28 protein-coding genes and 1 pseudogene are annotated in these 20,581 nt (G+C 51.3%); all 29 read right to left on the bottom strand.

All coding sequences use genetic code 11. The features are described 5' to 3' along the window. Positions 1–426 (bottom strand): annotated as a pseudogene (locus tag KHQ28_RS08775) (hypothetical protein); the annotation flags it as partial. A gap of 61 nt (positions 427–487) precedes the next feature. Continuing rightward, on the bottom strand, positions 488–3,571 hold the full coding sequence (locus KHQ28_RS08770; protein ID WP_032418750.1) for a host specificity factor TipJ family phage tail protein: 3,084 nt from the start codon (positions 3,569–3,571) through the stop codon (positions 488–490). Continuing rightward, on the bottom strand, positions 3,568–3,948 hold the full coding sequence (locus KHQ28_RS08765) for a hypothetical protein (RefSeq protein ID WP_021313617.1): 381 nt from the start codon (positions 3,946–3,948) through the stop codon (positions 3,568–3,570). Before KHQ28_RS08765 ends, KHQ28_RS08770 begins: the two co-directional genes overlap by 4 nt. Positions 3,949–3,957: 9 nt before the next feature. Continuing rightward, entirely contained in the window at positions 3,958–4,443 is a 486-nt protein-coding gene (locus tag KHQ28_RS08760) for a DUF1833 family protein (protein ID WP_021313618.1), read from the bottom strand. Further along, positions 4,430–4,903, bottom strand: coding sequence for a hypothetical protein (locus KHQ28_RS08755; protein WP_023301979.1), 474 nt, complete (start codon positions 4,901–4,903; stop codon positions 4,430–4,432). Before KHQ28_RS08755 ends, KHQ28_RS08760 begins: the two co-directional genes overlap by 14 nt. A 20-nt stretch (positions 4,904–4,923) precedes the next feature. Continuing rightward, complete coding sequence (locus KHQ28_RS08750) at positions 4,924–8,310, bottom strand: phage tail tape measure protein (protein WP_032418749.1); 3,387 nt, start codon at positions 8,308–8,310, stop codon at positions 4,924–4,926. 60 nt (positions 8,311–8,370) lie between these two features. Then, positions 8,371–8,604 carry a YebO family protein gene (locus KHQ28_RS08745; protein WP_016530182.1) on the bottom strand — a complete coding sequence of 78 codons (234 nt, stop codon included), beginning with the start codon at positions 8,602–8,604 and terminating at the stop codon, positions 8,371–8,373. Between the two features lie 73 nt (positions 8,605–8,677). Further along, positions 8,678–8,983 carry a DUF4035 domain-containing protein gene (locus tag KHQ28_RS08740; RefSeq protein WP_032418748.1) on the bottom strand — a complete coding sequence of 102 codons (306 nt, stop codon included), beginning with the start codon at positions 8,981–8,983 and terminating at the stop codon, positions 8,678–8,680. A gap of 2 nt (positions 8,984–8,985) precedes the next feature. Further along, on the bottom strand, positions 8,986–9,390 hold the full coding sequence (locus KHQ28_RS08735; RefSeq protein WP_029497345.1) for a phage tail assembly chaperone: 405 nt from the start codon (positions 9,388–9,390) through the stop codon (positions 8,986–8,988). 30 nt (positions 9,391–9,420) lie between these two features. Then, the gene (locus KHQ28_RS08730) at positions 9,421–10,125 is read right to left on the bottom strand and encodes an immunoglobulin domain-containing protein (RefSeq protein WP_021313623.1); all 705 of its coding nucleotides are present in this window, start codon (positions 10,123–10,125) and stop codon (positions 9,421–9,423) included. Between the two features lie 56 nt (positions 10,126–10,181). Further along, positions 10,182–10,529: a DUF3168 domain-containing protein gene (locus KHQ28_RS08725; protein ID WP_016530186.1), complete on the bottom strand. Its 348-nt coding sequence runs from the start codon at positions 10,527–10,529 to the stop codon at positions 10,182–10,184. Continuing rightward, entirely contained in the window at positions 10,526–10,975 is a 450-nt protein-coding gene (locus KHQ28_RS08720; protein ID WP_019705270.1) for an HK97-gp10 family putative phage morphogenesis protein, read from the bottom strand. Before KHQ28_RS08720 ends, KHQ28_RS08725 begins: the two co-directional genes overlap by 4 nt. Continuing rightward, positions 10,972–11,310 carry a phage head closure protein gene (locus KHQ28_RS08715; protein ID WP_032408655.1) on the bottom strand — a complete coding sequence of 113 codons (339 nt, stop codon included), beginning with the start codon at positions 11,308–11,310 and terminating at the stop codon, positions 10,972–10,974. The genes KHQ28_RS08720 and KHQ28_RS08715 overlap by 4 nt, the downstream gene beginning before the upstream one ends. A gap of 8 nt (positions 11,311–11,318) precedes the next feature. Then, positions 11,319–11,639, bottom strand: coding sequence for a head-tail connector protein (locus KHQ28_RS08710; RefSeq protein ID WP_021313626.1), 321 nt, complete (start codon positions 11,637–11,639; stop codon positions 11,319–11,321). Beyond that, positions 11,636–11,839 (bottom strand): hypothetical protein, encoded by a 204-nt coding sequence (locus KHQ28_RS08705; protein ID WP_021313627.1) that lies wholly within the window; start codon positions 11,837–11,839, stop codon positions 11,636–11,638. Before KHQ28_RS08705 ends, KHQ28_RS08710 begins: the two co-directional genes overlap by 4 nt. Positions 11,840–11,877: 38 nt before the next feature. After that, positions 11,878–13,086: a phage major capsid protein gene (locus KHQ28_RS08700; protein WP_021313628.1), complete on the bottom strand. Its 1,209-nt coding sequence runs from the start codon at positions 13,084–13,086 to the stop codon at positions 11,878–11,880. Between the two features lie 14 nt (positions 13,087–13,100). Next, positions 13,101–13,754: an HK97 family phage prohead protease gene (locus tag KHQ28_RS08695; RefSeq protein WP_004884313.1), complete on the bottom strand. Its 654-nt coding sequence runs from the start codon at positions 13,752–13,754 to the stop codon at positions 13,101–13,103. Then, entirely contained in the window at positions 13,741–14,970 is a 1,230-nt protein-coding gene (locus KHQ28_RS08690; RefSeq protein WP_004899640.1) for a phage portal protein, read from the bottom strand. Before KHQ28_RS08690 ends, KHQ28_RS08695 begins: the two co-directional genes overlap by 14 nt. Further along, positions 14,970–15,155: a hypothetical protein gene (locus tag KHQ28_RS29160; RefSeq protein WP_021313630.1), complete on the bottom strand. Its 186-nt coding sequence runs from the start codon at positions 15,153–15,155 to the stop codon at positions 14,970–14,972. Before KHQ28_RS29160 ends, KHQ28_RS08690 begins: the two co-directional genes overlap by 1 nt. A gap of 9 nt (positions 15,156–15,164) precedes the next feature. Continuing rightward, on the bottom strand, positions 15,165–16,895 hold the full coding sequence (locus KHQ28_RS08685) for a terminase large subunit (protein WP_032418747.1): 1,731 nt from the start codon (positions 16,893–16,895) through the stop codon (positions 15,165–15,167). After that, positions 16,892–17,386, bottom strand: a complete 495-nt coding sequence (locus KHQ28_RS08680) for a phage terminase small subunit P27 family (RefSeq protein WP_004884285.1) — start codon at positions 17,384–17,386, stop codon at positions 16,892–16,894. Before KHQ28_RS08680 ends, KHQ28_RS08685 begins: the two co-directional genes overlap by 4 nt. A 131-nt stretch (positions 17,387–17,517) precedes the next feature. Further along, positions 17,518–17,868 (bottom strand): HNH endonuclease, encoded by a 351-nt coding sequence (locus KHQ28_RS08675; RefSeq protein ID WP_032419453.1) that lies wholly within the window; start codon positions 17,866–17,868, stop codon positions 17,518–17,520. A 511-nt stretch (positions 17,869–18,379) separates the two neighbouring features. After that, the gene (locus KHQ28_RS08670) at positions 18,380–18,625 is read right to left on the bottom strand and encodes a DUF2560 family protein (RefSeq protein WP_022065473.1); all 246 of its coding nucleotides are present in this window, start codon (positions 18,623–18,625) and stop codon (positions 18,380–18,382) included. A 128-nt stretch (positions 18,626–18,753) separates the two neighbouring features. After that, a complete protein-coding gene (locus tag KHQ28_RS08665; protein ID WP_032418745.1) occupies positions 18,754–18,996 on the bottom strand; it encodes a hypothetical protein in 243 nt (80 codons plus the stop codon). Then, entirely contained in the window at positions 18,983–19,177 is a 195-nt protein-coding gene (locus KHQ28_RS08660) for a hypothetical protein (protein WP_032418744.1), read from the bottom strand. The genes KHQ28_RS08665 and KHQ28_RS08660 overlap by 14 nt, the downstream gene beginning before the upstream one ends. After that, entirely contained in the window at positions 19,128–19,403 is a 276-nt protein-coding gene (locus KHQ28_RS08655; protein ID WP_032418743.1) for a hypothetical protein, read from the bottom strand. The genes KHQ28_RS08660 and KHQ28_RS08655 overlap by 50 nt, the downstream gene beginning before the upstream one ends. After that, positions 19,400–19,747 carry a hypothetical protein gene (locus KHQ28_RS08650; RefSeq protein WP_032418742.1) on the bottom strand — a complete coding sequence of 116 codons (348 nt, stop codon included), beginning with the start codon at positions 19,745–19,747 and terminating at the stop codon, positions 19,400–19,402. Before KHQ28_RS08650 ends, KHQ28_RS08655 begins: the two co-directional genes overlap by 4 nt. Further along, positions 19,744–20,283 (bottom strand): glycoside hydrolase family 108 protein, encoded by a 540-nt coding sequence (locus tag KHQ28_RS08645; protein ID WP_032418741.1) that lies wholly within the window; start codon positions 20,281–20,283, stop codon positions 19,744–19,746. The genes KHQ28_RS08650 and KHQ28_RS08645 overlap by 4 nt, the downstream gene beginning before the upstream one ends. Beyond that, positions 20,280–20,579, bottom strand: a complete 300-nt coding sequence (locus KHQ28_RS08640; RefSeq protein WP_057182115.1) for a phage holin family protein — start codon at positions 20,577–20,579, stop codon at positions 20,280–20,282. Before KHQ28_RS08640 ends, KHQ28_RS08645 begins: the two co-directional genes overlap by 4 nt. Positions 20,580–20,581 lie beyond the last annotated feature (2 nt).

Raw genomic sequence — 20,581 nt, 5'->3', positions numbered from 1 at the left:
ACCCAGGTTTGAGCGAAGAGCCGCGTCACCGATGTTCGACCATTTCCCCGTGGGGTTAGCAGCCGACCACACACCGCCATCGTTCTCAGGAGAATCTCCGGCAATGACGTGCTCAAGCTCACCAAGGTATTTGTACCAGGAGCCATTGTAGTAGACGATTTGCTGGCGATTATCTACAGCCAGACCAACAGCCCAGTTGCCAAGCTCCTGCCAGCCGATAGCTGCAACTGCCTGCTCGCCGCGACCAGTGATGTAGTCTATAAAGCGGCTGAAGATCATCTCCATGCCGTGCCAGGTTTTGCGCAGTACACCAAAGCGATCAGGTAATGATTCCGATTCCCGGCCATTGACTAACTTATCGAGGTTAGTTGCATTCTTAAGCAATACCTCTGGTGATGACGAGCCAAGTTTTTCGATGTTGGCCATACATTGTGCTCCAAAAATGAAAAAACCCGCCGAAGCGGGTGAATTGATTTTTTTGAAATTGCTAAGCTACGTCGCCAGGGTATGTAGCGTCGTCGTATGCGTAAAAGATTTCTTTATATTCCGGGGCTGTGACCTGGCAAGTACAGTCATCAGACGGGACAATTTCCTGAACGATACCGTGCCGCGCCCCCTTCTCACTGTCACAAAACAACAGGCGAGGTAATTCAACATCCGGATCATCCATTATCCAGTCTTCCGGGTGTAGGTCGTCGTTGAACGGTATAGTAAGGGTGAAGTCATCGACACGTGTCGGCGTTAGCAAACGAGTCGACGGCCGTCCCCCCTGAAACTGAATCCAGCAGCGAGGATTAGCATAGCTCCAGTCAAGAATCTCAGTGACTGTTAACGTGATAACTTCATCATCAAATGTCACGCGTTCAATCAGACAGCTGATTGTTTTACCCGTCGGAATATCATCAGAAAGAATGATGTGATCGCCAAACTGATAGCACCAGCCAAGAAGCTCAGTTGTGCATTCATAGGTCCTGCGCTGGTGCAGATATTTCATGAGCCTGCGCATACCTATCCGGTAAGCACGATCTGCAGTCATTACAATGCCCAGAGAGTACGACTCCACTTTGCGTGGCACAGGATTATCAGCAGTCCGACACTGAACGATTTCTTCTGCCCAGGTAACCGGATTGATATATGTGACGTCAACACCGTCATAGTCATCATCAGAAGGGGCCCTGAATGATGTCTGCATTTCCTCTACCGTATCCTGGGGAGTGATGATCCCGGTCCAGGTTTTGATACCTTCGCGCCCGGCAGATAAGAGCCCATCTGATAGCAAAAAATAGCTCATGCCTGCTTCGGTGATTTTGTCGAAAATATCTTTCGCTGAAGCACTGTCGCTGCTTGCCTCATAGTCAAAATATTCTCCCCTCGGCGTCCACCAGGCAGTTTCAAGAGCATTTATTGCAGAGGTGTCGAGCTGATTAGCATTAAATCCAAGACTATTTGCCACATGACGGAATGCGCCGCTTATAGTTCTGTTACCTCCCCCCTCATATTCACGGGTAGCGACCACGCTGACGCGCCTGTCAGACTGTGCCGCCAGCTTCCCTCCGGTTTCAACGGTAATTGCCCAGGTTGTTACACCTGAGTAGGATACCGGTCTTGCCAGAAGCCTCCCTCTCAAAGCCTGCCAGTACATATTGTCGCGCGCGTTATTACTGCCCTGCTCATTGCGTCGACGACAGCGAACTTCCACCAGCCCCGGAGAACTGAGGGTGATCCGCTCAGTGAAACCTAACCCGTTGATGTTTTTCAGCGCGTACTCGCCCTGGTGACTCACCCATCCCGATCCGGAACCGTAGACGCGATACTGAATCTCCCACTCAACATGGCGAATCCGTTTTTTGCCCTTACTGTCAAAGCCGCAAATACCGTTCGGGAAAGAGAAATTCACCTCGAACATATCGACGGTCTCATTTTCAGGGCAAACCAGGAACGGCCCCAGCCAGCTCAGCGTGTCGTTAAGACCAGTGGCCTCATAGTCGATCATCGTCCTGGCGGTGAATCCCGGCCATGACTCATCAATAGCACCGGAAACCAGGCGCTCCACTGTCGCCGTTGTGCCGTCGGACGAGACGATCTGGTATTCGTTGCCTCGGTGAGCAAGTGAAAGCCGTTGCACACCTTCAGGCATGCCCGAGAATGCGGTTCCCGTAGTGCTGTTATACGCAAGCGTCACGTTTGCCGTTACCGCCGGGCTGCCACCGGTTGATGCCGTGCCGGAGGTGTAAACCGGGGCATCACCGAAAACGGCTGCAGGCAGCGAGGAGGATGTGATTGCCCCACCAACGAACGGACTGGCCGCCTCGGTTATCAGTACTGTACCGCCGTTGTCCCGCGCGACCAGGCCGGAGCCAGTGAGCCCCTCGGTGATAGCCGCCAGCAGTCCCGACATCGAGATGTAGTTCGCTACCAGCGACACCGTATAGGTGGTGCCCTGCCATGTGATCATGAACGTACTGGAGCTGGTCGAAAAGTCGTAGGTGACGGGAGCCGCACTGGCCTGAATTTTTGCCGCGCTGCCACCCTCGCCAGGCACTGCTTCCTGACCCGGGGTATAGGACGCAATGACGAGGTCATAATCAACACTGTTGAAACTCAGCGTCACCGGCATACCCGCTACGGGAGCAAGTTCGGTAAGCAACGAGCTGGCAAAGACACTGTAACCAGAAGAAGTGGAGATCAGATAATTTGTCGGTGCCTTAATTTCTACTATGGTCCCAGTTACCCAGCTGTCCGGGAGAGAATTATCATCCTCGTCGTCATCGTCACCATCATCCGTGTCCAGCCCTGTGAACGTTACGGATGCACCAGAAACAGTCATGCTATCAGCAATAATATCGTCGGAATCAGGCGACGTCTGGGCCATATCCAGTCCTGTTCCGCTTGATGTTCCGCCGACTTCTGTCGAGTTGAACCAGTTTTCACTTCGCGGATCAGAAGATACGTCTTCTCCTGGCTGGTACACCTTATCGCTGAAACCATCACCCAGCGAGGCTGCCGGGGTTTCTCCAATCCGTTTATCTCCTCCCGTAAACGAAAATCTCCCCTGCCCGACACAAAGAAACATTTCGACCGTCATTCGCGTTGGATCATCGGGGTCAAAACGGGTAACCGGCTGCACCAGATAATCAGGATAGATGCGGCATCGACCAAACACCTCACGTATCGGGTCACCTAGTTTTGCCGTGTTAGCTTTTGCTGGATTAAGCTCAAGTGAGCGACCACTCCCCGATGAATAACCACCGAGATCGACTTTCGGCCCGAAGAACAACGAGTAGGCTGCGCTGGCAGCTGATATCGCAACAGAAACCCAGACAGCAATTTCCAGCCCCGTTCCGTAGGGAACAGGATAAATTCTGACATCACTGTCAGGGCTCAACTGGCAAAGCGGCCACTCATCGGGAGGAAGTGTGCGGCCATTTAATTCAACGGCAACTGGGTGCGATCTGTCCTGGCTGTACCCAGGAACATTTCTGACCATCCATTGATGCAGCGTAATATTGCCGTGCTCATGAGTTTCAAGCGGTTCTCCGGGGAGCCGGGAAGGGTAGATTCTTATCGTCATTGCCAGAACTCCACACGGTTAAACCGACGGACAAATCGCGGAAGAGGTAGAAAGGTGACATTGGTTCCCGGATTACATTCGGCAACCTGCAACTGGCCATCCAGCAAAACAACGATACCAACATGCGTCACGGTTGATCCTGAATAACAAGCAACCCCGGCCCCGATACAAGGCTCACAGCGTGTGAGGGATTTCATAAACTTCCTGGCCTCACGATCGAGCCCTCCCTCATCTTTCGTCACGCCGGAAAAATCCGGCCATAACGGGAGAAGGAGATCGCCGCGGATTTCATTGATAATGCCGAAACAGTCGAGCTCAGGATAAACGCGTCCGCCCTTCAGCCATTTGACCGAAAGGTATTTATCAGAATGGAACATGTGAATACCTCAGGAAGACATATAACGAAGACCGGGATGTTCAGCCAGGTTATAACGATTACGCGGCCAGGCCGTTTTAAGGATGTTCATATATCCGGCAGTTACCTGCACCGCAGTTGCCGTCCACGATCCGGATTTCACATCAAGGGTGTAAGGCGATGCCGCTGGTGCAGATAAATCAGAGGAGATATACCGCCGAAAAGTCAGTGTTGCCGATTTCATTTCGTCCAGAATTCTGTCAATCGCATCGGATACGACACCATCGATGTTACTGATGGAAAATTTCAGATCTTGCGTTCCGTCGGCATTCCTGGCAGGCAATGCTATATCGATAGCACACCCTTCAAACGTTACCTGCTGCCCGTCTTCTAACGAGACAGTAATATTGTCCCACCCGCGGGTAAGCCAGTAGTTCTGATCACCTGCCGTGATCTGCAGCGTGTCGTGAATGACTTCAGAGCCGCTGCTTGCATAAAGTTGCTCAAGAATTGTCATGCTCAGGCCACTCTCTGTTTAGCGCAATATCCAGTAACGACTGACCAGCCAGCCATTCCGGGTAATTCCCCCATCCTGTAGGCGGTAACGGACGCTCCCATAACTCCAGCGTTGCGCTGTACTGCCAGTATTTTGGCGCGACAAGTGTCGGACCTTCGTAAATATCAATGAACCTGGCTTTGTAGGGCTTTACCCCGATCGGAGTCTGGAGCCTCAGATAGAACCAGGACTGTCCGTCTTTCAGTGCGTCCCTGAAAAAGGCCTCAAACACCTGCGCCAGCGCATCAGTCTGAAAAATCCATTTAACCGAGGCATGGGTGGGTGTTGAGGTGTATCGCCGCCTTTGCCTTGCTCGACCGGACGTCATTTCCGTTCGCAGTAAAGGTGAGATGGGCTTAAAACCGTACCCGTCCATAAGAGGCATGGGCAGGTACTCATCCGGATAGATAATATCCGCCATTAACTTTCCCTCCGGGCAGTCTATCTTGGTTTTTTGGGCTGTAGATTAGAGTAGATGGCGCGTCCGAATTTCTTCTGGGGGTTATTTACTTCAGCAGTGAGTGTGTTGATGATGCGTCGTTCCAGTGCAGCATTCCTTCGATCTACTGCCAGCATTGTTGCGTCGTCAGGTTGCCCGCTAAACGTGCTACGGGCATCAACACTGACCGCGATTCTTGGTTGCGCCTCAATCTGCCTTGCAGCATCCTGGACTGCCGGTGACTCACGTCCAACCGCACGAACCCCCAGCGAACCATCAGCGCCACGGGTAAGCGGCATGATGGCTTCGGGCCCGGCCTCGCCGAATACACCTGCCCCTTTCGCAAACGCAAAATATTGGGGAGTGCTGTAAACACCATTGCTGTAGGCAGAAAGTGACGGAGAATCGTAAACGCCTCCGAGAGCGTTAAATGAAAAATTAGCTCCCGCGCTTTGAATAGCGGTACCACTACTTGCCGCACCGCTGGCACCGCCAAAAAGACTACCGAACAACCCACCCGCTCCGCCGCCAAATGACGCCATAATTGCTTTGGTGATTAACGCCTGTGTTGCCATCTGGATCAGCGTCTTAATCACCGTTTCGCCCAGGGAAGAGAAAATATTAGACATCCCATCTTTAAAAGAAGCAGCGCCTGTCAGGACGTTTGTCAGGTTGTTAGAGATAGAGTTTGTGGTGGCATCCAGAATCTCGCTGGTTGCAGTGGCAGCCATTGAACTCAGATCAGAAGCCTGATCGGCATAGTTCATCAGGGAATCGCTGATTCCCGCGCGCCAGTCTGACTGCTGTTCATCGGTTTTTTTGTAATACTCCTCCTGAATATCCAGGCGTTCGGCAAGCGCCGTTTTAAGCGCTTCCGTTTGCTTTTTATACAGGTCTTCGGAAATCTGCCCACGACTGAAATCACGCTGTAAATCACGCTGCTGCCTCAGAAAATCAGCGCGAATATCCGCCATTTCCTTCATTCGATCACGGGCTTTATCCCCTTGTCCCGCGCCGAGGAAATCGATATTCCCCCTTTCCCGGGCGGCAGCATTACTGTCGGCCAGACCTTCGCGGAATGTTTTTAACTGTTCAGCGATATTTTTCTGATCAATAAGCGCAGCATTGTGTAGCAATGTTTCCTTTTTGGATTTTTCAAGCGAAGATAATTCCCCCTGAGTAACCTGATATTTCATCTTTGCCAGTTCAGTGTTTTGGCTGGAAAGAGCAATTTGCTCCCGTTGCTGTTTAATCAACCGGGTATAGGTATCTTCGGTTTTCTCCGCCTCGGTTTTCCCATGCCTTCCTTTTGGCTTGGGTTTATTTTCCTGGTTGTTTCTCCATTCATTCAGGCCGTTATTAATCAACTCCTGCCGTCCGGTCTGAAACTGAGGATCGTTAGTTAACCCCAGGTCATCCGCAGCGTAACCCAGTCGTGCGCGTTCTTTGTCCTCTCCTTTGAGTTTTGAAAGCGCCAGGTCACGGCGGCTTTTTTCCAGTGCAGCCGTTTGCTGGGTTGTCAGGTCTACCTGTGGTAAGCGTAGTGGTGCGTTTACCAGCCCCTGCCGGGCCATGAGGAGATTATTTCCGAGACCCAGCAAACGGTTAAATTCAGTATGCTCACCGTTCATCATTAATAACGATTGATATGCTGAATTTTGTTCTGCGGCCTGCTGCCGGATTAATGCTATTCGCCTGTTCTCTATCCCTTCCAGTACCGACTGGATCGACTCAGACTTAGCCTGCATCTGAGTCAGCCTCTCCTGTTCAACGGCCAGAGCGGAAGTCGCTTCTTCCAGACTATGGGTGACCGTTTCAACCGAAGTAAGGTGGTTTATCATGAAACCGCCACTGGTTGTCGGCCCGGGGTTGGACAGAACATACTGATAGCCCGCGATCTCTTCCTTCAGGCTTTTTACTTTTGATGCCTGTGCATCAACAAGACGGTTTTGCTCCTCCAGCGCCTGACGGGTTTTGGTCTCATTATCAGAAACTTCGGGCAGGGACATTGATTTTGTTTTTTCACGGACTGCATCAATGGTGTTTGCATATTCCTGAGCGGATAATCTGGCCTGCTCCTGATTCTGGTACATCGTGTACCAGGCACCGGCACCAAGCAAAACCAGCCCTGGAATACCGCCAACGAGGCTTAATGCTCCACCCATGAGCCGGGAACCTACAGCAGTAACCGAGTTCAGCGCAGTCTGAGCGGATACTCTGGCCTGAATATTACGGTTAAGTGACTCCTGCGCCAGTGAGAGCCGTTTTTCTGCGGCGGCCTGCGCGTCTGTACCCCGCGCCGCTGCCAGTGCCTGCTGAGCACGATAAACTGCAGCACGCGCGCGAGCTGTCGAAACCTGCGTCCCTCTGACCTGGGCTTCAGCTAAAGCTACTTCACTTTTTGCAGCGTTAATAATCCCAGCCGTTGCAGAGCTGGCACCAAGAGCCATATTTCCCAAATATCGGGCTGCACCAACGGCAACAAGCGCTCCGGCAGCAGTGGCGACCTGATCAATATTGTTGGCTACGCCATCAAGTAATCCGGTTAGGGTATTTGTCGCGCCACTAGCTTCATTAGCTCCACCGACCCATTGCATAAAAGCGTTTTCAACTTTTGTTGCCGACGATGAAACAGTCTGCGGCAATTCACCATATTCATTCCGTAGCTTACCAAGCTGGCTGATGAGGGCTGGCACTACTTTATCAATGGTTAACTGCCCCTGATCCGCCATAGATTTAAGGTCTTTACGCGCAACCCCCATCCCTGCCGCAAGCGCCCGTATAACCCTGTCGCCGCTCTCGTTGACGGCATTGAATTCTTCACCTCTCAGCACGCCCTGCGCCAGAGCCTGGCTAAACTGAGTGATGACCGAACTGGACTCCTGAGCATTCGCGCCAGAAAGTTTTAAACCAGTAGAAATAGCCTCAGTAATATCCAGCACCTGGCTGGAGCTGTAACCATATTCCCGCATTGAGGCTGCTGAACGGGAAAATAAATTAGCGTTGTCAGAAAAAGATGTACCCGTTTTCTGACTGATATCCATCAGCTGTTTTTGAGAGCTGGTAAAATCATCAGTTGATTGAGATGCCTGTTTTAGGCGAGCGTTTACTGAATTCCATTCATCAGCCAGGGCTATTAAATGCCCCGTAGCAAAAGCACCAGCAAATGCCCCGGTTAACCCCAGTGCGGTAGCCTTTGCTGACTCCATCTGGTCAGTTAGCTCAGCAATAGAACGGCGAGTTTCCCGAGCTGAAGCCGCAGCCTGCCTGCCGCCATTCTGCATTGTCTTATAATAATCAGCCCCCATACGTGACGCGCGGGCTATCTCGGTCTGGAATGACTGAGAGTTAGCAGAAACTTTAATGATAAGTTCACGCAGGGTTGCCATTTCATTTCCTCAGAAACAAAAAGCCCCACATTGTGGGGCTTTTTTATGATTTCAATATTATTAAATTAAACCAGCTTTTTTCCTTGCTTCTTCCAGATAATCTTTTTCTGGTTCCTCTTTTTTATGAGCAAGTGCAATCAGAAGATCAATTTGAGCACTTTGCTTTTCAGAGATTTCTTTAAGCATAGCGATCTGATCATTAGCTCTTACGCTTCCTCTGTTCAGGAAATACCAGATAACAAGATCAATAAGGCGAGCAAAAACAAATAATAATATCCAGCCAGTAGTAGTCATTTAAAGCACTCCGTGTGTCAAAAAAAACAACATAACACCTGTTATGAGTGGCATCCACACGAATTATTACTGGCTATGCTGACGCAGCCAGCAGCGCCGCTTCCAGCCCTGTAAAGGGATCGCCGCCGTCGTTTACCTCAATCTCTTCTGTGCTCCACTGAAGCTGAGCATCCTCAATGGTGACTTTACCGCCCTGCGCTCCGTAAACCGCAGATACCAGCTGAGCATTGAGGATATCGCCGCGAATATCGCCGATTGGGCTGATACGGTCGTACTCAGCCCACATCCTGAATTCGCCAACCGTCATTGTTTGTCGCAGTTCGCCCAGCGTGCGGCCCATCCGGAGCGCCAGCGCCATCAGGAACTGCATGCCAGGCATTTTTACTTTGCTTTAGCATCATCCGCGTCACGAATGAGATCAAGTGCCTGCTTCAACAGCCGGGAATGCACAGGGCCATAGATCGCTTCAACCTGTTCGGTGTCATCGACAGTAAAGACGGGATGCAGGTCGGTATCCAGCAAAATATCGATGAAAAGCGTGACGTCGGCCCGCATCGTGCGGAAGGCTCGTTCTGAAGGGGTCAGTTCTGGTGCCTCCTGGGGCTCCTGCCCTTCCGGTAGTTTGGGTGGTTCCGGGCTGGCAATGCCCTGCCAGCGAATCCAGGCTTCTGCTGATGGCTCACGAATGATGACTTTGGCGTTATCCCACTCCGGAACGGAGACTTCTTTTTTACGAAAGCCCGCCATCGGTGCCAGTGCCAGTGCTTTAAGACTCGGTTTTGACATTAATTTTATCGCCGGTCTCCCGGCGCTCCGTTAATTGATGGTGACGGTGCAATCAGAAGAAGTGATCACAGTGCCATCGGCATCAGTAACCACGCAGGAATAAACCCCGGCATCACCGGATACAGCGCTGGCTTTCGTAAACGTTGCGCTGGTCTGGCCGCTGACCGTCGAGGTGCCCTTTTTCCAGGCGTAGGTATAAGGTGCCGTACCGCCCTGGACGACCACGCCCATGGTCAGGGCGCTTCCTGCCGCGACCGTTTGGGACGCCGGAAGGTCAGTAGCAAAGGACAGGACTCCTGGGGCGTTAATATTGGTGGGTTTACCTTTCAGACGCAGCGAGAACGTTGCAGCAACCACGCCATTGGTTTGAGAATCCCAGGTGTGCTGTCGTACCTCAGCGCGCATCAGGAATCCATTACCAGACGGGAAAATAACCTTAAACCCATAAACCCCGTCGTTATCATATGCGGCACGAAGTGCATCCTGCGCCGGGTTGCGGTAGAAGTTACCGGAAAGTGACATTTCAGACGGAGCAGGAAGGCCGTTGATATTTTCCGTTTCATCCGAACAGAGCGTTGTCACGTCAATATCGTTTTTCTGACCAGCGGTAAAGCTTGCCTGTTTGATAGTGCAACTCAGGTTTAACCAGGTTGCGGTATCCAGCTCTGCCTCGGTGACCGGCACAGAGGTAATCATTACTACCGTTTTTTGGGCACGTTCAAATAGTGCTGACATCGCAGCCTCCATAAATGAAAAAACCGCCAGTGGCGGTCGGATTGGATTGGTTTTTGTCAGGCAATGACCGTTATTTCGAGGGTTGCCCGATGAAGATGGGTTGTCGTGTCGTAGCCAGGAATTTTTGTCACCTCGACAGGTGAAAGTACCTGCAGGCGAGCCAGGGCGTCCAGGCGTAACGCTCTGGCTTCGTCATTCGTTTCAGCCCATACATCAACCTGAATGCGCAGTGTCGACTCTGCCTGGCCGCAGAAAACATCCCCGGCAACATCAGTCGGTATCGAGAAAATGACATAGGGAGTGGAAACTGCAGGAAGTCCGTCGCTGCCTAGCGGCACCACATACGGATAAACCCGCCCGTCTGCCAGCGTCGACAGCAGGTCATAGAGATCATCCTCTGTCATTTTGATAACACCTCATCGATAGCCTGATTCATCCGCTGCATCGCCACCTGCGTAGCTTCTTCCATGCGGGTATCAAAAGCTGGGCGAACAAACGGATGTGCAGGCGCTGTAGATGTTCCCAACTCCACGAAGCGCCAGTAAAACGCATTCCGCTTGTTGCTGGCCTTCATTGTATTGTCGCTATTCCCCGTTCGCGGGTTAACGCCACGAATATGCACCCCAGATGAAATTTCACCGCGACGGCGACTTTTCTGGGTGACGACAACAACGTTTTTCTTCAGTTTTCCGGATTTCTCAGGAGCGCGATCAATCACCTCCTCGCGGAGCAATTCGGCACCAGCACGGGTCGACTCCCGGAGAACTTTATTATTTTCGGCCTTGCTGAGCGTTTGCAGATCGCGGGCAATATCCTGCAACCCGGAAAAATCCAGATTCACATCAATCATTTTTCGGTCCCCTGTTTGCAGAGAATTTCCAGCCGGGTACCTTTGATATCCGGAACCGGAGGGCCGGTAACGTTAAGAACGGCACCTTTAAACGGGCCGGTGCGTACTTTCAGGCGGGAAGAAGCTGAGATATCTGTACGAAAACGCACCCAGACTCGAATGGTGGCATCGGCACGCTCAGCGCCAGCGGCTAAAAGTTCACGACCGCTTATACCCTTAACCTCGGCCCAGATGGTTTTCCCATCTTCCCATTTTTCAACCGGCTGACCTGAAGGCGTTCTGGAGGTTGTGAAGTTTTGAATGGTGACCCGGTGCCGTAATCGCCCTGCCTGCATAAGTCCCCCTACGTCCCAGGAATTTTTCGATGCTGTTCCAGAATTGATTTAACGCCAAACGGAATAGTATTAACGCTGTCGCTACTAACAGGCTCCCGGTTTTCATACCAGTGCGAAACCAACAGCATCAGGGCCAGTTTGATATCGTCCTCGATTACCAACCCGTCAGGGTCGTCGTCTGGAACAGCGTTATCATAAAGACGGCAATTTGTGATTTTTTCAGCGTGCTTCAAGGAGGCATTGAGGTAGAGAGTTAACATCACATCCTCTGTATCGTCATCGCTGTCGATACGGCACTGGTAACGAAGCTCATTTACAGAGGGCTTCATTTGCCTTCACCCCGCTTATTACCGACTTTAGGCTTAACAGTTGTTTCAGTTTCCGGTTGTTCAGTGCCGTCAAGAATCCCCATTTGAGCAGCAACCTCAAGAGCGCGCTCAGGAAGTGATCCAGACTCATATTCACCGGCGGGAATGTTTATGATCTGAATGCCATCAGGTGACCATTTCAGGTCTTTTTTCAGCAGCATAATGACCTCCATAAGAATGGGGCCGAAGCCCCATCAGATTATGCGCCAGCACCGATCTGCAGCAGTTTGATGGCCTGAGAATCGGCAAGCATTCCGCCGGTACGTTTGGTGGTGTAGAAACCAACGAATGGTTTGTTGGTGTACGGATCGCGGAGGATGCGGGTACCAATACGATCAACGATGGTATAGCCACGTTTAAAGTTACCGAACGCAATGGCTTTCGCATCTGCTGCGATATCCGGCATTTGCTCATTCTCAGCAACACCATAACCTGCCAGAGAAGAGGGTTGGCCCAGCTCAAGGCCCGGACGCCAGAGATAGTTACCCTCGGAGTCCTTCAGAATGCGAACGGCAAACAGGCTGTTGTTGTTCATCATGAATTTAGCACCGTTGCGATGAACCTTGCGCAGGGTGTAGACCAGTTTGATAATCGCATCGGCAGTCACACCCGCCGCCGCACCGGAAAGAATGTGCTGCAGCGTGCCAAAGGCACGGGTTTTATCGTCCTCCAGAGTGGAGGCGTAGGCCAGGAAGCCTTTCGGTTTTTTCGTACCGTTACCGCTGGTAAAAGCGATTTCTTCCTGTTCGGAGAACTCAACCGCCAGTTCGCTGTTGATCCAGTCCTCTACATTGAAGAAGGCATCATCCAGCATCGTTTGGGTTGCCTGAGGGTTTCCGTAGATTTCACCCATGAACGGTTCAATCTGACCGAGTTTAGACGCATCAGTAGCCGGACGGGGATCGGTTTCACCGACCCAGCCGGAAGCGGTGCCGCCAAGGTTAACCAGCTTTTTATAGTTGGCACCGCCAACAGTGATAGTTGTGGCCTCCTGGCGCATCACTACTTCATCTTTCAGAAGATTAAGAATGGTGCGGTCCAGCTCTTCTGGGACAGCATATCCGCCGTCTTCATCCACGCCAACCTGCAGGGCTTTACGCTCCAGATCACGCAATCCGTCATCCTTACCCTTGCGCATAAAGTCGATGAAAGCGGTTTTGTGCTCGGTTGCGGCCTTGCTTTGAGTGCCACCAGCTGGACGTTTAACCTGTTTAAGCTCATCCTCCAGCGCGGTTTTAAGCTGATCCAGCTCGGTCAGCTTGCCGTTAAGTGTTTCAACTTCTCCGGCCAGCTTGCCTTTTTCAGCTTCGATAGCTTCAATGCGCTTATCATTTTTCGCTTTAAAATCATCGAATTTTTGCTGCAAATCCTGCGCGACCTGCTCAACGTCTTTAATTTCGACTGCCATAATTCAACTCCTGATTAAAATTTGATGTTTTTCAGTGCATCCAGTGCGGCATCCACACCATCAGCGTCACGCTGAGAGAGGTTGCCATAGCCCCCGGCCATGAATGCTTTGGCCTGGGTGCGGGAGAGCCCAACATCGCGCAGGACCCGTTCAATACTTTTCTGGGATGGTGTTTCGCCACGGGCAAACGCGCTTTTAACATCGCTGACCCGCGCCTCGTCATTCGACGGAAACGTTACGGGACTGACCTCCCAAAGGTCGATTTCCTTTAGGAGAAACACGCCTTTCTCACGGTCGTATTCCCAGTCTTTGAGCATGTAACCAATAGAAAGGCCGGTTAAAGAACCGGCCTTCATGTGGGCATGCGCTCGCTTTGAAAGAGGATCATCATCAATGAGTAACCGGCCTTTGACATATAAGCCGACGTCATCCTCTTTCATTTCGGTATAAACACCGATAGGTTCATCCATCTGATGCTGCCAGAGCATAGCTGGCAGCGCGTTTTTCTCCCGCCATGACTGAAGCGATTTACTGAAAGCGCCGGGAACAACTACATCGTCGTAACTGTCCTTAACGCCAAACACAGAGCCATAGCCTTCAAATTCCCCGCTGTCGCTGACAGACTTTAGCTTCAGCGGAATATCCAGCCGCTGTTTAGTCATCGGCATCATGTTGTTCCTCGGTTGTTTTGCTCTTATTGCTGTCAGACGGTTTGGTCGTCATATTCATCGGCGTCAGATAAACGTCACCGCCAGAGCGTGGGTTCATATCCTCCAGTTCACGGCAGTCATTTGGTGAGTAAATGCCCCAGTTAATACCGGTTGAATACGATTCAAATCTTGATTTCATATCCCCACGCAGCAAAGCACCGGCATTAAACTTGGCATAATAGGTGCCCTGCTTCGATTCCTTCACCAGCCCCACGTTGATTCGCTGCTCAATACGGGTCATGTACGGAACGAGTGAATAGTTGATGAAGCCAATGCCAAGGTTTTCAATATTGTTGAAGGTGGCGCGGTCAGTGTTCTGCACCATATGCATCGGCACCCTGTACAGGCGGCAGACTTCCTCCAGCTGAAATTTTCTGGTCTCAAGAAACTGGCTGTCTTCGGCGTTGAGTCCCATCGACTTCCAGTCAAGACCCATTTCAAGAATCATCGGACGATGCGCATTGCTGAGCCCAAGGTGGCGATCTTCAAAATCTTTTCTCAGCCGTTCATAGGCTGCATCAGTCAGCGTTTGCTCAGTACGGAGAACGCCAGAAGTGACCGCGCCATTTGCGAACAATCGGGCGCCGTGTTCTTCTGTCGCCATACCCAAAGAAATGGCCTCCCTTGCGTATGCGATTGGGTTCAGGCCCACCAGCCCGTCAAAGGTCAACGTCCTGACGTGCCAGATATCATCCTGACCCAGCACATCCGTAGAACCATCAGGGAACGTGACCTGATATACCGGTTGCCACTGACTGTTAAGCTTAGGGTCAACGCAGCCCGGATCAATGGGTAAAAGCTCGACCACTTCACCCAGCGCTTTGACCTTGTAGGCATAAAAATTACCGCGCAGGCAAAGACACACAATGACCAGCTCCCAGAACTCCTGGGGGGTCATATAGTCATTTGGCTTCATGGTCAGTAATTTATGCAGCCTTTCAGAGGTCGCTTTTTGCTTGCTGTTACCAGTGATTTTGTACAGGTTGCAGGGAAGCATCCCCATAGACTCAGCCAGAACTCTTATGCAACCAAAGACTGCTGTAAGTCGCATCGCTTTCTGGCTGCTAACGCGCTTTCCAGTGTAGGTGTCGTAAGTCATCCCTACAGCTTCCGCCAGTTCCGCTGGCGTCGTGACCGATGCGGTGCTTTTCGTAAACATTCCGGGAAAAAACATTAGCCACCCTCCCCGGATTCAATTTTCCAGTTACCGGAAAGGGAGCGGGATACAAGCCATGACCAGAGCAGGCACAGAATACCGCCAGTAATGTAGCCAGCAGGGGGGTAAATAACCCAGGCACCGAATGAGAGCAGAATAGCCCCCAGCACACCAACAAGTGGCGCGAGTATCATCAGGATCATAATTGCCTCTTAAAGTGAGCGCACGCCATAGCTTTCGAGATGATTTGAAAGGGTTTCTTCCTTTTCAAATAACATTGCCCGTCCAATCGCCATAATCAGAGCAACAGCCCCATCTATTTTATTTTCGTTTTGCTCTTTAATTGGCCGAACAACATCATCATTTCCAGGCAGGTGCTTACCCACCACGTTTGAAATACACCAGGTCATTATCGGATTACCGTCATGATGAAATCGACCGGACTCTACAGCGGCCTCAAGCTCTTTCATCGGGTCAGACATGTTGGTGTAGTTCTGGATAATGGTTATAGGGTTGAGCTGTTCATCAGCAAGCTGATGAGAAAGGTTTGTTGCACCGTGCGGGTCAATTGGGCTTTGTTCAACCGGAGTTTGCTGATTATCACGCTTGGCATCTTCAAGTATTACTCGGTAATCAATTTCCGCACCATCAGTCACGGTGATATATCCTGCTTCAACCCATTTACGGTAACGCTCAGCGGTGCGGTGATCGTCAACATCGTTGCTGTATACGGTGTCATACGGAACATAGAAGCGCGGAGATATACAGTAATAATGCCGTTTCCCATCTATTTCACGGGTAAATAGCCGAACCATAGAGTTCATATCCAGCTTGCGCGCAAGGTCAAAAGACAGAATGCAGGGCTGTCCTTCAAACTGCTCAATGGTGAGCGTCTCATCCTCACATTTTCGCCAGCTTAACAGGTTGAAATAAGCAGCACGTGCGGCGACCCAGATATTCAGGTGTTTCGTTTTGAATATCCCGGCCATGCGGGGATTATTTTTGGCCCTGCTTTGCTGGCTTAAGAGGAAATCCGAGTAAACCGACACCCCCATATTGGGATTGGCTTTGTGAAGAACAGCGGGATCGGTCCAGTCATCACCCTCATCAACGGTGTAAATGACGCCAAAAAGCTCATCATTCGGCACGGTTCCGTTCAGCATTTCGATAACTTCACGACGCTTATCGTAGCAAGGCCCCTCAATGTTATAACCAGCAGTGGTTATAGCCCACATAATCGGCTGTCTGCGGGCCCCCATGCCGGTGATCATTGTGGTATACAGCGCATCGCTTTCGTGCTCGTGATATTCATCAACAATAGCGCAATGCGGTGACTGCCCGTCACCAGGATTACCGATCAGCGGTTCAAATCTGGCGCCATCTTCAGGACGGCTAAGGTTCTTGGCGTTAACCTCTATTCCAAAGGCTTCAACGAGTAGTGGCGTGCGTTTGCACATCAGCCGCGCAGGTCGAAATACTTCCCATGCCTGCTTTTCAGTGGTTGCACCGGAATACACCTCCGCACCAAATTCACCATCACAGGTGAAACAAAAAAGCGCCACACCGGCGCTTATCGCTGACTTCCCGTTTTTCCTGGGGATTTCTGTATAGACCTCTCTGAATCGGCGCAGCCTGCTGCCTTTATGAACCCATCCAAAAGCGCAGCAAATAATAAATAATTGCCAGGGTTCAAGGGTAATAGGCATCCTTTTAAATGCCCATTCACCTTTGGTGTGCGGGAGAAGTTGAATAAACCGTGCGGCACGCTCAGCAAGGTCTTTATCAAAGCGGTATCGAAATTTCTTTCCCTGCGATTTTGACAAATCGTCGATATGTCGCTGGCAGGCATCAATGACATACTGGCATGCCGGAATCTTTCCGGCGACAACATGCCTTGCGTACTGATTTGCAGCGTTAACGTTTGGATAGGCTTTTCGGCTCATGGCGTGATCATCTTCAGGAATGGGTTTTCGTTCTTTTTCTTTCCGGCCAGACCGACCAGGCGCTGTCGGCTGCTGGGGTCCAGCCCCAACATTGAACCGGTAGAACTCATTTCCGATTCCTGTTCTTTTTTAGCCGTAAGTTCAGGGTTTTTAATTTTCCCGCCCATTGCGCCAGTGATGGATAAACCATCAACAGCTATATTTTTTACCGCCCTGCGCCAGAACTCATAGGCAACGCACCAGCGCTCCAGTACTGCAAGATCGGTCACGCAGAGCAAGCCCTGTCCGCATAATTCTTTGGTCGTCAGCTCCCACATGATGGATGCTAACGGGAGTTCCTCTTCTGCAAACCAGTCCGGAGGTGCTACGCCATTGATGGGGGTGAATACTGGTTCTTCTTTATTCAGGGCTCGCTTGCCGGGGTTTCCGGCCAGCTCCTTGCGCGCCGTTGGCTTTGGTCTACGCCCGGAACGCCCCGCCGTTCCAGCCATAAGCGTTACTCCTGGTTAAATTTCATTTTTCGCGGGTATAAAAAATTGACTGAGGCGGCGGTCCTTTGGGCCTTCGCCGTCAGGGATTTGACCCCGCCCCCCCTCTGCCTCGACTCAAATGGGAATCGATATCACTTGAAACGTTCACGTCCGGTTTTCGTTCTGTGACAGGGCCAGCACAGGCTTTCGAGGTTCGAATCATCATCGGTACCCCCATGAGCTTTAGCCTTGATGTGGTCAACGGTCTTGGCTGCAACGGCTCGCCCAGTTCGAAGGCAGTTCTGACACAGGTGATTATCACGCTTAAGAATGCGGGCTCGCTTAATGTCCCACTGGCTACCATAGCCGCGCTCATGCCTACTCTTGCCTTGCTGATGCTGTTGCCAGCCTTCATTGCGGTGCTTCTCGCAGTATCCTGAGCGGTCGGTTGTTGTGCCCGCGCATCCACGCTTACGGCATGCACGGGGAATTAGTGCGGGCATCCTTATCATCTCCAATAAAAAAGCCACCGTTTAAAAGGTGGCTTTCATAAATTACAAAGGGATTCTATAGAAGGTTTTCCTTTGCCATTCTTAGCTTATGTTCGAGATTTCTTATTGTTATCCCTAGCTCATTAACTTTCTGCTTGGTATATCGATCTGAATATATCCAGTAGTCTGATTTCTGCTCACATAAGTATGACAACTCAGGAGAAATATCTTGAAATAAGAGACCGACACGTCTCCACTCCTTTGCAAGTTCAAGTTCCTTTTGAGCGTCTTTAATACCTTGATGTGCGAAATCCCTCAGGTAGGCCCGATTATCTATCAATAAATTTGATAGTGCTTCTAACTTGGATATTGTTAGCTCACGTTTCTGTTTGGACCATGACAAATAGCATTCCCATAATCCATTAATAGTAGCGCTTATATATTCGACCATATTTAACGACCTGATTGTGTGCAAGTAGTTAAACATTATCACAGGCACTCAGTGAATGCCTGCTGTAATGCCTTAGCTCGCCTGTTCTGCGATGGTATCAAACAGCGCCAGCGCCTCGGTCGCTTCCTGGATGGCCTTACGGGTCTTCGAGACAATCTCGCTTTCCGTGAAAACACGATCAAATGAGTCTGCGAAAAGCTCAGACTTCAGATAGCTGTCGCCTACCCAGTCAATGGCCAGCTTGGCCGCTGCGGTGTCGTAGTTAACTTTCTTGATGATATCCAGACGGATTTGCTCGGATGCGGTGATCTCTGACATGTCTTACCTCTATGCGATGTGGGGAGCATTATCGAAGCCACTAACACAGTGGCTTCTGTAATATCCTCACATGGGGATGAAGGTTGATATATCCCTTAGTGGGGTTAACGCTTAGGAAAGTTGAATGCCTACTGCTCTTTGGTAAATGACGTTATGCCTAATTCAGTAAGCTGATGCTTTACCGCTCCAATGCGTCGGCTAAGTTCTCCGGTAACACTCCTGCGTACCGCATTAACAAAATCATCATCCTGATAACGACTCTGAATCGCGATGCCTAACCCTTCCCCGCGTGCGACGAGTGAGTATTGCCCTTCAAGTTCCTTAAGCTTTTCGCATAAGATTGAAGCGGCGTTAACATTATGTATGTTCATTTCCGTTTACCTTGCCGCAGTTAGCCAGCACCGATATGTTGTGCGCCAGAATGTCGCGCTTGGTCTGCTTATCCAGCACGTCGATATCGTGGTCAGTCAGGTAAATGATCCGCACCCAGTTGCAGGCGGTATCAACGACTACCGGGGCGGGTAAACTTTTCGCGCAGCTCCCGATCAACATAGTCATCAGGCATACGGCTAACAGTCTGCTGTACATCACTGGCCCCTTTCATGACTTCCGCCTTACGTTCTGCCGCGGCGACGGTGGCGGCGGCGTTCTCTTCGGTACGCTGCTTATCGGCTTTGGCTTCTGCCTTACTGGTCCCGCGAGCATGACCAATGCCAAACGCGCCAGCGATAGCACCCAGGATGACGACCACCAGCCCCGCGATAATTTCGAAGCTCATTTCTGCGGCTCCTTCAGTTCGTCGGCCTTTTCTTTCAATGCTGGCTGACGTACGTATTGCGATAGCACGGCCAGCACCACCAGCGCAGGGCTAATCAACGCAACGATGTTTGGCGGCAGGATATTTTTGATATCCGGCGGCAGCATCGCCCAGGCGTGCAGCGCAGCATCCGGGAACGACTGCGCCCATACACCAACCAGCGCGCCGATAGCTCCAAGCTTTACAGACCAAGTTTTCAGCAGCAGGCTGGCATGGCCTACGAACTCCAGCCGGGTATATTTGCGCAGAAGTAACAGAACGAGCACAGCCACCAGCACGAGCAAAGCGAAAATGATCATCTTCACAGGACGCGCTCCTTAACCCAGCCGTAGAGAAAATCCTCGTTGGCTTCGCGGCCCTCCGCCAGTTCGAGGTATCTGGCACCCTGGCTGCAGTTCAGCGCGCGCAACAGAACTTGTTCACCCTCTTTCCCGCGGGCTGAAAGATATCCCTTAAGCGCGGTGATGGTTCGGGGGCCAATGGCACCATCCGGGATCAGATCGGGATACAGCTTTCCGCGCATATTCATTGCCGTCAGCCAGCGCTGAAAGAACTTACTGGCGACGCTGGGCCCCATGTTCACGCCAGTGTCGCAAAGCTCATCTGCAAGTAACGTAGACAAACTCGCCACCTGGTCGAACCGGGGGCCGGTCCAGTAATCGCTGAGCAGAATTTGCTTTGCTGTTTCCCTGGGCAGGTCTCGCATATCACCGGTGTAGCCATGTGCACGGGCGGTGGTTTGCGTGATGCCCCAGCGGGTCGGCCCACCTTTATCAGAGGGGTGATCGACATAACCACCTTCTTTTCCGAGAATGCCCTCAATAATCTGGTCTGCTGTCATTGTGCTTTCACTCCGGTGATTCGTTCCCAGAAATACGTGAGTGCTACGGAACCCATAGCACCACTGATACCGGCTGTGGCCAGTATCATGTAAATACTCAGCCCACTCTCAATGCTGATTAGCCCACCAATGACGCCAGTGAAAGCAGAGACCACAATCTGCGCAAAGGCATTTATCCAGCTCCATTTTGCTTTACCCTGCTTCACATCCATCAGGAATCGGACAAGGCCGCCCCAACCAGCAATGATCAGCAGAGCCAGCCAGGTGATTCCGGCCATGCTCTCTTTGTCTTGCATAT

It is taken from the genome of Klebsiella sp. 28 (genome assembly GCF_018223905.1).
GTDB lineage: Bacteria > Pseudomonadota > Gammaproteobacteria > Enterobacterales > Enterobacteriaceae > Klebsiella > Klebsiella pneumoniae.
Note: the sequence above shows the minus strand (reverse complement) of the source record. Positions and strands in the feature narration are given on the sequence as shown.

Coding starts and splice junctions, on each gene's coding strand:
- KHQ28_RS08735 (WP_029497345.1), bottom strand. CDS start 9,390: ATGTCAAAACCGAGTCTTAAAGCACTGGCACTGGCACCGATGGCGGGC.
- KHQ28_RS08700 (WP_021313628.1), bottom strand. CDS start 13,086: ATGGCAGTCGAAATTAAAGACGTTGAGCAGGTCGCGCAGGATTTGCAG.
- KHQ28_RS08755 (WP_023301979.1), bottom strand. CDS start 4,903: ATGGCGGATATTATCTATCCGGATGAGTACCTGCCCATGCCTCTTATG.
- KHQ28_RS08695 (WP_004884313.1), bottom strand. CDS start 13,754: ATGCCGATGACTAAACAGCGGCTGGATATTCCGCTGAAGCTAAAGTCT.
- KHQ28_RS08685 (WP_032418747.1), bottom strand. CDS start 16,895: ATGAGCCGAAAAGCCTATCCAAACGTTAACGCTGCAAATCAGTACGCA.
- KHQ28_RS08715 (WP_032408655.1), bottom strand. CDS start 11,310: ATGCAGGCAGGGCGATTACGGCACCGGGTCACCATTCAAAACTTCACA.
- KHQ28_RS08675 (WP_032419453.1), bottom strand. CDS start 17,868: ATGCCCGCACTAATTCCCCGTGCATGCCGTAAGCGTGGATGCGCGGGC.
- KHQ28_RS08640 (WP_057182115.1), bottom strand. CDS start 20,579: ATGCAAGACAAAGAGAGCATGGCCGGAATCACCTGGCTGGCTCTGCTG.
- KHQ28_RS08690 (WP_004899640.1), bottom strand. CDS start 14,970: ATGTTTTTTCCCGGAATGTTTACGAAAAGCACCGCATCGGTCACGACG.
- KHQ28_RS29160 (WP_021313630.1), bottom strand. CDS start 15,155: ATGATCCTGATGATACTCGCGCCACTTGTTGGTGTGCTGGGGGCTATT.
- KHQ28_RS08660 (WP_032418744.1), bottom strand. CDS start 19,177: ATGTTGATCGGGAGCTGCGCGAAAAGTTTACCCGCCCCGGTAGTCGTT.
- KHQ28_RS08655 (WP_032418743.1), bottom strand. CDS start 19,403: ATGAGCTTCGAAATTATCGCGGGGCTGGTGGTCGTCATCCTGGGTGCT.
- KHQ28_RS08765 (WP_021313617.1), bottom strand. CDS start 3,948: ATGTTCCATTCTGATAAATACCTTTCGGTCAAATGGCTGAAGGGCGGA.
- KHQ28_RS08705 (WP_021313627.1), bottom strand. CDS start 11,839: ATGCTGCTGAAAAAAGACCTGAAATGGTCACCTGATGGCATTCAGATC.
- KHQ28_RS08750 (WP_032418749.1), bottom strand. CDS start 8,310: ATGGCAACCCTGCGTGAACTTATCATTAAAGTTTCTGCTAACTCTCAG.
- KHQ28_RS08770 (WP_032418750.1), bottom strand. CDS start 3,571: ATGACGATAAGAATCTACCCTTCCCGGCTCCCCGGAGAACCGCTTGAA.
- KHQ28_RS08760 (WP_021313618.1), bottom strand. CDS start 4,443: ATGACAATTCTTGAGCAACTTTATGCAAGCAGCGGCTCTGAAGTCATT.
- KHQ28_RS08720 (WP_019705270.1), bottom strand. CDS start 10,975: ATGATTGATGTGAATCTGGATTTTTCCGGGTTGCAGGATATTGCCCGC.
- KHQ28_RS08670 (WP_022065473.1), bottom strand. CDS start 18,625: ATGTCAGAGATCACCGCATCCGAGCAAATCCGTCTGGATATCATCAAG.
- KHQ28_RS08740 (WP_032418748.1), bottom strand. CDS start 8,983: ATGCCTGGCATGCAGTTCCTGATGGCGCTGGCGCTCCGGATGGGCCGC.
- KHQ28_RS08745 (WP_016530182.1), bottom strand. CDS start 8,604: ATGACTACTACTGGCTGGATATTATTATTTGTTTTTGCTCGCCTTATT.
- KHQ28_RS08710 (WP_021313626.1), bottom strand. CDS start 11,639: ATGAAGCCCTCTGTAAATGAGCTTCGTTACCAGTGCCGTATCGACAGC.
- KHQ28_RS08665 (WP_032418745.1), bottom strand. CDS start 18,996: ATGAACATACATAATGTTAACGCCGCTTCAATCTTATGCGAAAAGCTT.
- KHQ28_RS08725 (WP_016530186.1), bottom strand. CDS start 10,529: ATGACAGAGGATGATCTCTATGACCTGCTGTCGACGCTGGCAGACGGG.
- KHQ28_RS08730 (WP_021313623.1), bottom strand. CDS start 10,125: ATGTCAGCACTATTTGAACGTGCCCAAAAAACGGTAGTAATGATTACC.
- KHQ28_RS08645 (WP_032418741.1), bottom strand. CDS start 20,283: ATGACAGCAGACCAGATTATTGAGGGCATTCTCGGAAAAGAAGGTGGT.
- KHQ28_RS08680 (WP_004884285.1), bottom strand. CDS start 17,386: ATGGCTGGAACGGCGGGGCGTTCCGGGCGTAGACCAAAGCCAACGGCG.